Source organism: Pseudoalteromonas sp. 0802, from assembly GCF_013350085.1.
GTDB lineage: Bacteria > Pseudomonadota > Gammaproteobacteria > Enterobacterales > Alteromonadaceae > Pseudoalteromonas.
Map to the genome: position 1 here is coordinate 38322 of NZ_JABVXE010000011.1, position 12776 is coordinate 51097.

Sequence of the window (12776 nt, forward strand, 5' to 3'; positions counted from 1 at the left end):
TAATGTGTTGATTTAATTGTTTTTATTTCTCTCCTGTTTTTTGGTTTTAAATTTAAATCTTCGCGGTAACACCAGTAAATTTTTTGTAAATTATTATTGGTTGTAAATTGACTTTTTTGGGATTGTCTACAAATATTAAGCCGCAGTTTCAGAAAAGCTCGTTTCGCCATGTCTCGGGAATGTTTTATACACCTTATAAAATTGCCTCATACTGCTTCACTAAACTTCTGGGTGATGTTTGGAATGCACATTCCAACCCTACCAAATTTAAGGATATAAATATGAATAAGCACTTACTTATTTCAGGAGTGGCCTCATGTTTTGTGTCTGCAGTGGCATTTGCAGATGTGACAGCTATGACTGGAACTATTCACTTACAACCCACAAATGGCAGTATTAACGGTTCGACAATCTCAATATCCTCAGAGCAAGTTGTATCTGGTGGAACGTTTGGAACTTACACTACGCAGCAAATGTATGATGATGGTTTTCGTACTGAAGATGGAAAATTTGCGATGCAAATGTTCAACTATGGCTCAGGCATAGGGGCATTTGATATTCGTCCAAGACCAACCAGTTATACAATCATTAATGATGGTAGTGCATTATATGATGTTCCTTGGGGAGGGTTAACTTGGTTAATTTACACAAATGATGCAACGTACGGCACTGTTTTGGCTGTATGGGATGATATGCCGGCATCATTAACTTATTCATGTGATGATTATTGCCTTGCTTCAACTATCAGTGACCCGATAGGTATCGTTGATGAAGATATGGATCAAGACGGTATACCTGATGCTGTCGATAATTGCCCTGAAGTTGCAAACCCTGATCAGCTAGACTTTGATCAGGATGGTCAAGGTGATGAATGTGATGCCGATGTTGACGGCGATGGAGTAAATAATGATTTTGATTACTGCCCAGACACTCCTGCTCTAGAGGCGGTAACCTATGAAGGGTGTTCAGTTGAACAACATATGGCTGCACAATGTGGTGAATCGTCAGAGTTTGCTAACCATGGTAAATACGTCAGTTGTGTTGCAAAAGCGGCTGAACAGCTTTTAGATCAAGCCTTAATTACCGAAGAGCAAAAAGACGCGATTGTCAGTGAAGCTGCTAAATCAGATAAAGGTAAACCTAAGCAAAGTAAATCAAAAAAGTAAGGAGCTTAGAATAGCTCTTATCAAATAATTTATAAATCAGACTAAGTTTCTATAATCGTAAAAAAGCCCCTAAAAACATGTGTTAATAGGGGCTTTCTTTTGAAGGGGAGGTACCTTCGGGTAATATCTTTAAATAAAGATTTTTACCGGGGGATGATTACATCATGCCGCCCATACCACCCATGCCGCCCATGCCGCCCATATCTGGAGCAGCTGGCTCATCTTTCGGGATTTCAGCAACCATTGCTTCAGTTGTGATCATAAGACCCGCGATTGAAGCTGCGTACTGTAGTGCAGAACGCGTTACTTTAGTTGGGTCTAAGATACCCATTTCGATCATGTCGTTGTACTCGCCTGATGCTGCATTGTAACCGTAGTTACCTTCACCGCCTTTTACTGAGTTAACAACAACAGATGCTTCGTCACCTGCGTTAGTTACGATTTGACGAAGTGGTGCTTCCATCGCACGTAGTGCAACTTTAATACCGTGGCTTTGATCTTCGTTGTCGCCAGCAAGTTCAACAAGTTTGCTTGCTACGCGAACTAGTGCAACACCGCCACCTGGTACAACACCTTCTTCAACCGCTGCGCGAGTTGCGTGTAGTGCATCTTCAACGCGGTCTTTTTTCTCTTTCATTTCGATTTCAGTTGCTGCGCCAACTTTGATTACTGCAACACCGCCAGCTAGTTTAGCCATACGCTCTTGTAGTTTCTCTTTATCGTAGTCAGACGTCGCTTCTTCGATTTGTGCTTTGATTTGTGCAACACGACCATTGATGCCGTCTTCTTCGCCTGCACCGTCGATGATTGTTGTATCATCTTTAGTGATCACAACGCGCTTAGCTGTACCTAAGTCTTCGATTGTCGCTTTCTCTAGCTCTAAACCGATTTCTTCAGAAATAACAGTACCACCTGTTAACACTGCGATGTCTTGTAGCATTGCTTTACGACGGTCGCCGAAACCAGGTGCTTTAACCGCAGATACTTTAACGATGCCGCGCATGTTGTTCACAACAAGAGTTGCAAGTGCTTCACCTTCAAGGTCTTCAGCAATGATAAGTAGTGGCTTGCTAGCTTTTGCAACAGCTTCTAATGTAGGTAGCAGCTCACGGATGTTAGATACTTTTTTGTCTACAAGTAGAATGAATGGGTTGTCTAGCTCTACAGCGCCTTTTTCAGCGTTGTTGATGAAGTATGGAGAAAGGTAACCGCGGTCAAACTGCATACCTTCAACTACGTCTAGTTCGTTTTCTAACGACTGACCTTCTTCAACAGTGATAACGCCTGAATCACGGCCTACTTTTTCCATTGCTTCTGCAATGATGTCACCGATTTCTTTATCAGAGTTAGCAGAAATAGTACCTACTTGTGCAATTGCTTTAGTGTCTGCACATGGAACAGAAAGTGCTTTAAGCTCTTCAACTGCTGCAGTAACTGCTTTGTCGATACCGCGCTTAAGGTCCATTGGGTTCATACCCGCTGCAACTGCTTTTAAGCCTTCGTTTACGATAGCTTGCGCTAATACTGTTGCAGTTGTTGTACCGTCACCAGCAGCGTCATTCGCTTTAGACGCTACTTCTTTAACCATTTGTGCGCCCATGTTTTCGAACTTGTCTTCAAGCTCGATTTCTTTTGCTACAGATACACCATCTTTAGTGATCACTGGAGCGCCGAATGATTTGTCTAATACAACGTTACGGCCTTTAGGACCTAAAGTTACTTTTACTGCGTTTGCTAAAATGTTTACGCCAGTTAGCATTTTGCCACGTGCGTCACCTGCAAAAAGTACTTCTTTTGCTGCCATGATTAAATTCCTCTTAAATTCTGTAAACGGGTTGCTAAACGAAAAGTAGGATTAGCCTACAATGCCTAGAATGTTATCTTCACGCATGATCAGGTACTCTTGACCTTCGATCTTTTCAGCTTTTTCAACATAAGAGCCGAACAGCACAGTGTCACCGGCTTTAACTTCTAATGCTCTTACTTCACCGTTGTCTAAAACACGGCCATTACCAACAGCGATAACTTCTCCGCGAGTTGATTTTTCAGCTGCAGAGCCAGTTAATACAATACCGCCAGCAGACTTAGTTTCTTCTTCTAGACGCTTAACGATGACGCGATCATGTAAAGGACGAATGTTCATTTATTTAGTTCTCCTAACAGTTTCTGAACAGTACAGAAAAAATCTTGTGTTATTGCAGGGGAGTGCTAAGCCACCCGTTGCGTTTCATTGCATTCATTAATGGGGGTGGCTTAAAAAAATCCAAGTACAAAAATTAAAAAATTTTAATCTTTTCGCTCAAATTCACCATCAATAGTTGTAGGTTGATGGTTTGGCTCTTCATGAGTGGTTGTTTTACTATGATATTGGAAGTGTGCAGAGCTTTGATTTGCCTGCGAACTCATGCGCACAGTTGCCTGACTAGCAAGGCCTGCAGCCAGTTTGTTGCGGATTGCTGGCGTGAGTAGTAAAAAGCCAAAAAAGTCAGTCATGATGCCTGGTGTCATTAATAAAACACCGGCGATAATGACACATAATCCAGTAAATAATTCTTTTGCAGGCATTTGCCCTTGTGCCATTTGTAATTGCACGTTTTGAATCGCGCCCATACCTTGCTGCTTCACTAATTTCGCACCGACAATCGCGGTCACAATTACAAGCGCTATGGTGGCAAAGCCGCCGATCACTTCACTCACTTGGATGAGTAACGCGATCTCCACAATCGGCACTAAAATAAATAACAAAAATAAAAATCTAAACATAACGCTCTCTAAAAAATGTCATTCTCTTTCGAGTCAGTGAAATATAAATTGGGGTGAGCAGGTCATTTTTCAAGACGGAACCTAGGATCACCTTGCTCGCTACACATTATAGTTACTATCGGCTACTATGGTGCGACTCACGTAATCAAATAAAGGTTCCTTATGACTACGCATTTTCGACTTATTTTTACTACTTGTGCAAATGAGGCTGAAGCCCGTCAGTTGGCACAACATCTAGTTAAAGAAAAGCTAGCTGCTTGTGTGAACATTTTGCCTACTATTGAATCTATTTACATGTGGGAAGGCGAGGTGACTCAAGCTATTGAGAGTAAGTTACTGATCAAAACTAAGTCAGAAAAAATGAATGAGGTGATCCAAACTATCAAGAAATTGCATAGTTATGAGGTGCCTGAAATTCAGGTCGTTGATGTGGCTACAGGCAATTTAGCCTATTTTAATTGGATGGATGAGGTACTTAATTAATGCGATCGTTCCTTTTATTACTTTGTGCATTGTTGCTAATGCCAGCAAGCGCAAGTAATAACAATTTACTTGGAAATCTACTACAACCTGCGGAGCAAACATTTCTCCCAGTTGATCAGGCTTTTGTTTTCGATTTTGACCAGCAAGGCAAAACCTTATTTATTGGCTGGGATATTGCGCCTGATTATTACCTTTATAAAAAGAAAGTCGAAATTATTGCCAAAGGCGCAGATATTGAAATTCCTGATCTTGGCAAGGGCGTGATTATTGAGGATGAATTTTTTGGTAAGACCGAGGTATTCTTTGATTCGTTAAGTGTGGTTTCTAAGCTTAGTAACGTCACAGAAGGTGCGGTTGTTAAAGTGCGTTTTCAAGGCTGTGCCGAGGCGGGGTTATGTTATCCGCCAGAAGTTAGAACCATTCCTTTATCTGTGATTGCAGGTGAGCAAGTATCACAGGCTGCAGATGCGGGGAATGCATTGGCTGCATTAACACAAGCAGCCGATACTAATGAAGCGTCATCAGCCCCTTCTCAAGAAGTTTCAAAACCAGCTGGTGAGCAGTCATATACCGATAAGCTGGCATCGCAAGGTTTACTAACTAACCTAGTAATCTTCTTTTTAGTTGGTGTTGGTCTTGCCTTTACGCCATGCGTATTCCCAATGTTTCCGATTTTGTCGAGCCTTATAGCGGGTCAGCAGAATTTATCGACTAAAAAAGCGTTCTCGCTGTCGTTTGTATATGTACAAGGTATGGCCGTTACTTACGCAGCACTGGGTTTAGTGGTTGCATCATTAGGTGGGCAAGTACAAGGGTATTTACAGCATCCTACTGTACTAATTAGCTTTAGTATCTTATTTGTATTGCTGGCAATGTCGATGTTTGGCTGGTACGAAATCAAATTACCTAGCGGTATGATGAATAAACTTACTCAGGTTAGTAACCAGCAAAAAGGCGGCAATTATGTTGGCGTATTTATGATGGGTGTACTGTCTGGTTTGATTGCCTCACCGTGTACAACAGCGCCATTATCTGCTGCTTTACTCTATGTAGCGCAAAGTGGTGACTACCTCGTCGGTGGTTTAACACTTTATGTACTCAGTTTAGGCATGGGCTTACCGCTGTTATTACTGGGGACTTCTGGCGGTAAATTACTACCAAAAGCCGGTGGTTGGATGGAGCAAGTGAAAACCCTCTTTGGTTTCATTATGCTGGTCGTGCCGCTTATTCTGCTTGAGCGTATTGTTGATATTGAAATCATTTGGTTAATGGCGGGTTTATTAGCTCTTGCTACAGCGCTTTATTTACACCATTGGCAAAGTGGTCAATCACAAGGCAAACTAAAAACAGCATTGTGGTTTGCTGCAACCTTATTGGTTGTGACTGGGGCGAGTTTAACGAAAAATTATTTCTGGCCCAGTAAAGCGGTGGTTGCTGAAGCTACTGTAAAAACACATGGTTTTAGACAAGTTGCTAATCTAAGTGAATTAAAAGAAGAAATTGCACAAGCAAGTAGCGAAGGGCGCTTAGTAATGGTCGACTTATATGCCGACTGGTGCGTTGCGTGTAAAGAGTTTGAGCACTACACGTTTCCTGACGCTAAAGTGCAAGAGCAATTTGCTCACTTTGAATTAATTCAAATCGATTTAACACAAAGCGATGCAAAAACCATAGAGCTGATGGAAGAATACACGGTATTTGGTTTACCGAGCATTTTGTTCTTTGATAGCCAAGGTAATGAGCTTTTAGAGCAACGTGTAACAGGCTTTTTAAATGCCAAAGACTTTGCAGAACATTTAGCAAAAGTTCGAAATAGCGCTAAATAAACGCAAACGTGCAAGAAAATAGCAAAACGCCACTCATCTGAGTGGCGTTTTTGTATCAGCATCATAAAAAATACTTATTTTAAGTGAAAAATAGCAAATTCACTGATTGAAGCTCAATTAATCAGCAGGAAAACGCTTAGAATGACCCTGTTGTGTGCCTTGCTATACTTGACTTTGCCACGAATAGGGAGTGATTAGACCAGTATTTTGCTGCTATTTACGTCGAAATATCTATAATAGGTGGTTAACGTGAGGAATAGTTGCTATTTTACATCAGCACGCTTAGGTTAAGCGTGGGTTTATGATGAATATGGTTAAACTGCTTACTTATAGGATATATCGCGTATTATGGCTGCAAAATTCAAACTTTTAGTTCTAAATGGGCCAAATTTAAACATGCTTGGCAAGCGTGAACCAGAAAAGTACGGTACTCAATCTCTTGATGAGATTATAGCTGAACTTAGTCAGGTTGCTGCCGGTCTCAATGTTGATTTAACGCATTTCCAAAGTAACAGTGAAGCTACATTAATAGAACGCATTCACGATGCGTGGCAAACGGTTGATGCAATTATTATCAACCCTGCTGCATTTACGCATACAAGCGTAGCCTTACGGGATGCATTACTTAGTGTAAACATTCCCTTTTACGAGGTGCATTTAACTAATGTGCATGCTCGAGAAGCATTCCGTCATCATTCGTATTTTTCGGATGTGGCACAAGGCGTCATTATTGGATTAGGAGCAATGGGTTATAAGGTGGCACTTGAAGCTGCTGTTAGCCGGTTGCAAAACACACATTAATTTTTAAATAACTAACAGGCGGGTCGTTCAATGGATATTCGCAAGATCAAAAAACTTATCGAATTAGTAGAAGAATCTGGTATTGCTGAATTAGAAATCACTGAAGGTGAAGAGTCAGTACGCATCAATCGTAACAATATGTCTGCAGCACCTGCAATGCAGTATGCACCACAACAGTTTGCAGCACCTGCGCCAGCAGCGGCACCAGCTCCAGCTCCAGTAGCAGAGGCACCAGCAGCAGAAGCGGCTGCTCCAGCTGCACCGACTGGCCATCAAGTTAAATCTCCTATGGTTGGTTCATTCTACTCAGCGGCTTCTCCAGAAGCAGCACCATACGTAGAAGTAGGTTCTAAAGTAAATGTTGGCGATACGTTATGTATCGTTGAAGCAATGAAGATGATGAACCAAATCGAATCTGATAAAGCAGGCACAGTAAAAGCTATCTTAGTTGAAAATGGCGAGCCAGTAGAATTCGATCAACCTTTATTCATCATTGAATAATAGCGCAACAAAAGGCCAACTCTATGTTAGATAAAGTAGTCATTGCAAACCGAGGTGAAATTGCACTTCGCGTACTGCGCGCCTGCAAAGAGCTTGGGATCAAAACTGTTGCTGTGCATTCAACGGCAGACCGTGATCTTAAGCACGTGTTACTGGCAGACGAAACAATTTGTATTGGTAAACCAGCAGCCACTGAAAGTTACTTAGATATTCCGCGCATTATTGCAGCGGCAGAAGTAACAGACGCAGTTGCTATCCACCCAGGTTATGGTTTCCTTTCTGAAAATGCAGACTTTGCTGATCAAGTTGAGCAAAGCGGCTTTGTATTTATCGGTCCTAAAGGCGACACAATTCGTTTAATGGGTGACAAAGTTTCTGCAATCGAAGCGATGCGTAAAGCCGGTGTACCTTGTGTACCAGGTTCTGATGGCCCATTAACGGCAGACAGTGAGCGCAACATTCAAATCGCTAAGCGTATTGGTTACCCTGTAATCATTAAAGCAGCAGGCGGCGGCGGTGGTCGTGGTATGCGTGTTGTTCGCAGCGAAAAAGAACTGATTGATTCAATCGCTCTTACTCAGCAAGAAGCAAAGCAGTTCTTCGGTAATGGTATGGTTTACATGGAAAAATTCCTTGAAAACCCACGTCACATCGAAGTTCAAGTACTTGCAGACGGTCAAGGCAATGCAGTTCACTTAGGTGAGCGTGATTGTTCAATGCAACGTCGTCACCAAAAAGTTGTTGAAGAAGCGCCAGCGCCAGGTATCACAGCTGAAATGCGTAAGTTCATTGGTGACCGTTGTACTCGTGCATGTATCGAAATCGGTTATCGCGGTGCAGGTACGTTCGAATTCTTATACGAAAACGGCGAGTTCTATTTCATCGAAATGAATACCCGTATTCAGGTTGAGCACCCAGTAACAGAAATGGTCACTGGCGTTGACTTAATCAAAGAGCAGCTAAAAATTGCAGCGGGTCAACCATTATCATTCACACAAGAAGATGTGGTTATTCGTGGTCATGCAATTGAGTGCCGTATTAATGCGGAAGACCCAGACACCTTTATTCCATCACCAGGTAAAATCACGCGATTCCACCCTGCTGGCGGTTTAGGTATTCGTTGGGACAGCCACATCTACGCAGATTACACAGTACCCCCTCATTACGATTCAATGATTGGTAAGTTGATCTGTTACGGTGAAAACCGTGATGTAGCTATTGCTCGTTCACGCAATGCGTTAAACGAATTAGTGATCGATGGCATCAAGACCAACACACCACTGCACAAGAAAATCTTGGCAGATGAAAACTTCCAAAACGGTGGTACAAACATCCACTACCTTGAGAAGAAACTAGGTCTGTAAACAAAATTCTGTTTAAGCTAAAAAGCCGGCAACTTTGCCGGCTTTTTTTTGTCAAACTAGGCATAAGAGCGGCTCTCGCCTTACAAAATTATTCTGGTATGATTAACAAAGTAATGTGTTTTTAGTTTTTCATGAGGTAATAATGACCGACAGTGTTGGTTTTCCACTCGCTGATGAAGCAGCAACGGTTAATATGGGTAAGCAACTTGCAACCTTAATGGAGCAAGGAGCAGTCATCTATTTACATGGTGATTTAGGTGCCGGTAAAACGACATTAACCCGTGGTATCGTGCAAGGTTTCGGTCATCAAGGTAAGGTTAAGAGTCCAACTTATACACTGGTTGAGCCTTACCAATTAGCTAAAGCTGATGTCTATCACTTTGATTTATATCGCTTAGGTGACCCTGAAGAACTTGAATATATGGGAATTCGTGACTATTTTTCACCACAGGCTATTTGTGTTGTGGAATGGCCTGAAAAAGGCGGCGAATTTATTCCAACACCGGATCTTGATATCACCCTACGCTATGAAGGCGAGGCACGTGCTATTGCAATTAACAGCTTAACCGAGCGTGGTCAGGCAATTGTTCAGCAACTTAAGAGTGCGCAAGAATAAACATATAAAAATAAAGGTGTATTAGTAAAAATGGGTCGTTGTACGTTTAAACTATTAACTACTTTGATGTTATTGGTTGTGAGCCAAATTGCGCTTGCACAAAATACTATTAATAGCGTACGTGTGTGGCCTTCACCTGACAGCACTCGTGTGGTCTTTGATTTAAACGATAAACCTGATTTCAGCTATTTCATGCTGAAAAATCCAGCTCGTTTAGTCATTGATTTAAAAAATACCGACAAACTAGATAGCTTGCCTGCTATTCCTAAAAAGCATCAGATTGTTTCTAAACTACGTTACTCGAAACCTAAAGATAGCAAAAGTGTGCGCTTTGTTTTTGAGCTAGCCCGTGCTAGTAAACCCGTTGTGTTTGCTTTACTACCTACCGACCCATACAAGCATCGTTTAGTGGTTGACCTTGTTGATAAAACACCGAAGGCAGAGCCTGTTGCTTCGACCAATACCAGTGTGAAAAAACGCGAGCTTCATCAAGAGCGCGATATAGTTATTGCCATAGACGCAGGTCATGGTGGTGAAGACCCTGGTTCAATTGGTCCATCGGGCACTTATGAAAAAGACATTACGCTACAAATAGCGAAGCGCTTAGAGCGAATGATAGATGCTGAAAAAGGCATGATTTCGCGGATGGTGCGCCGTAGTGACTACTTTGTAAATCTAAACACTCGTACTAGCATTGCCCGTAAGAAAAAAGCTGACTTCTTTGTGTCGATTCATGCGGATGCATTTACCAGCCCGCAGCCAAACGGTGCTTCTGTGTGGGTGTTATCACTGCGCCGTGCAAATTCAGAAATTGGTAAATGGATTGAGGATAAAGAAAAACACTCGGAGCTTTTAGGTGGTGCAGCTGGGGTATTAAAAGATACCGCAAGCGAAAAATATTTAGCGCAAGCACTGCTAGATATGTCGATGGATCACTCGATGAAAACAGGCTTTAGTGTCGCAGAAGAAGTGGTTAGCGAATTACGAAAAGTGGCTAAAATGCATAAGAAACGCCCACAAGCGGCGAGCCTTGCAGTATTAAAGTCACCTGATATTCCCTCTATTTTGGTTGAAACAGGGTTTATCTCGAATCCACGCGAAGAGCGAATGCTAAAAACGGCGCAGCATCAGGAGCGCTTAGCTAAAGCAATTTTCACCTCGATTAAAAATTACTATATGCAAAACCCGCCAGATGACTCGCTTTTCGCTAAGTTAAAGTCGCAGTTTCCGACTAAACACAAAGTTCGCCCTGGTGAGTCGTTAAGTATTTTAGCAAGCAGATATAACACCTCTGTGAGTAAGCTAAAAACGGCCAACAACTTAAAATCAAATACCTTATTTATTGGTCAAGAGCTTGATATTCCTCAAAGCTAGTCAATTTTCGTGTTAGGAACACTATGAGTATAGAAATACTACCCGCGCGATTGGCTAACCAAATTGCTGCGGGTGAAGTGGTTGAACGCCCAGCATCCGTTGTTAAAGAGCTGGTAGAAAACAGTTTAGATGCTGGCGCAACGCGCATTCAAATAGATATTGAGCGTGGCGGTCATAAGCTTATTCGCATTCGCGATAATGGCTCTGGCATTAATAAAGATGAGCTAACATTAGCCTTGTCGCGCCATGCCACGAGTAAGCTTAAGTCACTCGATGACCTAGAGAACATCTGTTCACTTGGCTTTCGTGGTGAAGCGTTAGCATCAATTAGTTCTGTTTCTCGCTTAACCTTAAGCTCAAAGCCAAAGCAGCAAGAGGCTGCATGGCAAGCGTTTGCTGAAGGTCGTGATATGGCGGTGCAGATTAAGCCAACCGCACACCCTGATGGCACCACCATTGAGGTGAAAGACTTATTTTTTAATACCCCTGCGCGACGTAAATTTCTTCGCACCGAGAAAACCGAGTTTTCACATATTGATGAGCTTATTAAGCGTATTGCGCTGAGTCGTTTTGATGTTTCTATTACCCTGACTCATAACGGCAAGGTTGTCCGTCAATACCGTGCTAAACCAAACCCTGAGCAAGCAATAGCGCGTGTTGCTCAAGTTGCTGGCAAAGCATTTAGTGAGCAGGGGCTGCATATTCAATCAGGTGAAGCTGGTTTGATGCTGCGCGGTTGGGTATTACCCGTGGGCTCAACGAATAGCACGCAATATACCTATGTGAATAATCGCATGATGCGCGATAAACTCATTTTGCATGCAATCCGCCAAGCCTTTGAAGAAGTCGCAGGCTCAGAAGAGCTACCCGGTTTTGTCATTTATATTGATATTGACCCACGTCAGGTCGATGTAAACGTGCACCCAGCAAAACATGAAGTGCGTTTTCATCAAGGCCGTTTAGTGCATGACTTTATCCTGCAGGCAATAAAACAAGTGGTGGTGCCGCTTCAGCACGAAGCTGGTTTTACAGAGCATAATGACACTGCTTTTCAGCATGCTCCGTTTGATGAGACGCACTCAAGCAGCACACAGCCAAGTTTTACTCAATCAGCGTCAACAGAGCAGTATGATTACCCTAAATCTGAATTACAGCCGACACGTTTAGCGAGTTATTCTGGGGCAACAGGAGCAGGGCGCTCTAGCGGTGGTTTTAGTAGTGACAGCCAAGGTCGCAGTGAAACATCGCACCAAGATGTCAATGCATTTTATCAAGGGATCAGCGAGCAACATGCTGCGCATTTTGACCAAGTACGCCCAGAACCAAGTGTTACAACACCGGTTGTAGAGCAAGCAAAGCTTGCCAAGCTTATTCATGTACGAGAAGGCGAGTGCGTATTTAGTGAAGACAACCAACTCTTTGCTGCGCACTTTAAGCATGCATTAGCACTCGACTGGCAAGCGCACGTAGAGCAAGCAGGTAGCCTTGATGGCAAAGCCTTGTTGTTACCTGTGCGAGTAAATGCAAGTGCTGATGATATTAGCGCGTTAAATGCTCAGCAGTCGTGGTTTACCTTACTTGGTTTTGATTTAGTCATTGAAAAACAGTTTGTGATGGTGAAAAAGCTTCCGCCTTGTGTCTATTTACTTGATGTAAGTGATGCTATTGAGCGACTTATTGCAGGCTGTAAAGCCTCACCAAGTTCACTCGATGAATGGTTAGCTTGGTTAGCTCAGCAAATCCCAGCACGCTATTACGCAAGCCAAGCCTTTTTGGAGCAAGTGGCTCGGTTAGAAAATAATCCACAAACTATGCAACGTTTACGTCAAAAAGCAGTTAAAATAGAACTATCTCAGTTTTTAAACTAAGCAAGGTATTTAGG

The 12776-nt window shown here is 42.5% G+C and carries 12 protein-coding genes; 9 read left to right on the forward strand and 3 right to left on the reverse strand.

The window, feature by feature from the left end; genetic code table 11:
- Positions 1 to 281 precede the first annotated feature (281 nt).
- A complete protein-coding gene (locus HUS61_RS15225) occupies positions 282 to 1166 on the forward strand; it encodes a thrombospondin type 3 repeat-containing protein (RefSeq protein ID WP_220094664.1) in 885 nt (294 codons plus the stop codon).
- A gap of 157 nt (positions 1167 to 1323) precedes the next feature.
- On the opposite strand, the gene groL is transcribed toward HUS61_RS15225, so the two are convergent.
- The 3 genes from groL to HUS61_RS15240 form a co-directional block, all read right to left on the reverse strand.
- Positions 1324 to 2970 carry a chaperonin GroEL gene (gene groL, locus HUS61_RS15230; RefSeq protein WP_054552424.1) on the reverse strand — a complete coding sequence of 549 codons (1647 nt, stop codon included), beginning with the start codon at positions 2968 to 2970 and terminating at the stop codon, positions 1324 to 1326.
- Positions 2971 to 3021: 51 nt separating this feature from the next.
- Positions 3022 to 3309 carry a co-chaperone GroES gene (locus HUS61_RS15235; protein ID WP_036973362.1) on the reverse strand — a complete coding sequence of 96 codons (288 nt, stop codon included), beginning with the start codon at positions 3307 to 3309 and terminating at the stop codon, positions 3022 to 3024.
- Between the two features lie 143 nt (positions 3310 to 3452).
- Positions 3453 to 3929: an FxsA family protein gene (locus tag HUS61_RS15240; protein ID WP_175083050.1), complete on the reverse strand. Its 477-nt coding sequence runs from the start codon at positions 3927 to 3929 to the stop codon at positions 3453 to 3455.
- 162 nt (positions 3930 to 4091) lie between these two features.
- Here HUS61_RS15240 and cutA point away from each other — a divergent pair, with 162 nt between their 5' ends.
- From cutA to mutL, 8 genes are all read left to right on the forward strand, one after another.
- Complete coding sequence (cutA, locus tag HUS61_RS15245; RefSeq protein WP_054552426.1) at positions 4092 to 4412, forward strand: divalent-cation tolerance protein CutA; 321 nt, start codon at positions 4092 to 4094, stop codon at positions 4410 to 4412.
- The gene (locus tag HUS61_RS15250; protein WP_175083049.1) at positions 4412 to 6238 is read left to right on the forward strand and encodes a protein-disulfide reductase DsbD; all 1827 of its coding nucleotides are present in this window, start codon (positions 4412 to 4414) and stop codon (positions 6236 to 6238) included. Before cutA ends, HUS61_RS15250 begins: the two co-directional genes overlap by 1 nt.
- A 348-nt stretch (positions 6239 to 6586) precedes the next feature.
- Positions 6587 to 7039 (forward strand): type II 3-dehydroquinate dehydratase, encoded by a 453-nt coding sequence (gene aroQ / locus HUS61_RS15255; protein WP_175083048.1) that lies wholly within the window; start codon positions 6587 to 6589, stop codon positions 7037 to 7039.
- Positions 7040 to 7069: 30 nt separating this feature from the next.
- On the forward strand, positions 7070 to 7540 hold the full coding sequence (gene accB, locus HUS61_RS15260; RefSeq protein WP_175083047.1) for an acetyl-CoA carboxylase biotin carboxyl carrier protein: 471 nt from the start codon (positions 7070 to 7072) through the stop codon (positions 7538 to 7540).
- A 23-nt stretch (positions 7541 to 7563) separates the two neighbouring features.
- Positions 7564 to 8904 (forward strand): acetyl-CoA carboxylase biotin carboxylase subunit, encoded by a 1341-nt coding sequence (accC, locus tag HUS61_RS15265; RefSeq protein ID WP_054552430.1) that lies wholly within the window; start codon positions 7564 to 7566, stop codon positions 8902 to 8904.
- Between the two features lie 142 nt (positions 8905 to 9046).
- Positions 9047 to 9520: a tRNA (adenosine(37)-N6)-threonylcarbamoyltransferase complex ATPase subunit type 1 TsaE gene (gene tsaE, locus HUS61_RS15270; RefSeq protein WP_055020890.1), complete on the forward strand. Its 474-nt coding sequence runs from the start codon at positions 9047 to 9049 to the stop codon at positions 9518 to 9520.
- A gap of 66 nt (positions 9521 to 9586) precedes the next feature.
- Positions 9587 to 10894 (forward strand): N-acetylmuramoyl-L-alanine amidase, encoded by a 1308-nt coding sequence (locus HUS61_RS15275; protein ID WP_251603658.1) that lies wholly within the window; start codon positions 9587 to 9589, stop codon positions 10892 to 10894.
- Positions 10895 to 10917: 23 nt separating this feature from the next.
- On the forward strand, positions 10918 to 12762 hold the full coding sequence (gene mutL, locus HUS61_RS15280) for a DNA mismatch repair endonuclease MutL (protein ID WP_175083045.1): 1845 nt from the start codon (positions 10918 to 10920) through the stop codon (positions 12760 to 12762).
- Positions 12763 to 12776: the final 14 nt, after the last annotated feature.

What these genes read in the sequence shown, in the direction of transcription:
- accC (WP_054552430.1), top strand. Translation starts at nt 7,564, where the DNA reads ATGTTAGATAAAGTAGTCATTGCAAACCGAGGTGAAATTGCACTTCGC.
- aroQ (WP_175083048.1), top strand. Translation starts at nt 6,587, where the DNA reads ATGGCTGCAAAATTCAAACTTTTAGTTCTAAATGGGCCAAATTTAAAC.
- HUS61_RS15275 (WP_251603658.1), top strand. Translation starts at nt 9,587, where the DNA reads ATGTTATTGGTTGTGAGCCAAATTGCGCTTGCACAAAATACTATTAAT.
- tsaE (WP_055020890.1), top strand. Translation starts at nt 9,047, where the DNA reads ATGACCGACAGTGTTGGTTTTCCACTCGCTGATGAAGCAGCAACGGTT.
- HUS61_RS15235 (WP_036973362.1), bottom strand. Translation starts at nt 3,309, where the DNA reads ATGAACATTCGTCCTTTACATGATCGCGTCATCGTTAAGCGTCTAGAA.
- HUS61_RS15225 (WP_220094664.1), top strand. Translation starts at nt 282, where the DNA reads ATGAATAAGCACTTACTTATTTCAGGAGTGGCCTCATGTTTTGTGTCT.
- HUS61_RS15250 (WP_175083049.1), top strand. Translation starts at nt 4,412, where the DNA reads ATGCGATCGTTCCTTTTATTACTTTGTGCATTGTTGCTAATGCCAGCA.
- HUS61_RS15240 (WP_175083050.1), bottom strand. Translation starts at nt 3,929, where the DNA reads ATGTTTAGATTTTTATTTTTGTTATTTATTTTAGTGCCGATTGTGGAG.
- mutL (WP_175083045.1), top strand. Translation starts at nt 10,918, where the DNA reads ATGAGTATAGAAATACTACCCGCGCGATTGGCTAACCAAATTGCTGCG.
- cutA (WP_054552426.1), top strand. Translation starts at nt 4,092, where the DNA reads ATGACTACGCATTTTCGACTTATTTTTACTACTTGTGCAAATGAGGCT.
- groL (WP_054552424.1), bottom strand. Translation starts at nt 2,970, where the DNA reads ATGGCAGCAAAAGAAGTACTTTTTGCAGGTGACGCACGTGGCAAAATG.
- accB (WP_175083047.1), top strand. Translation starts at nt 7,070, where the DNA reads ATGGATATTCGCAAGATCAAAAAACTTATCGAATTAGTAGAAGAATCT.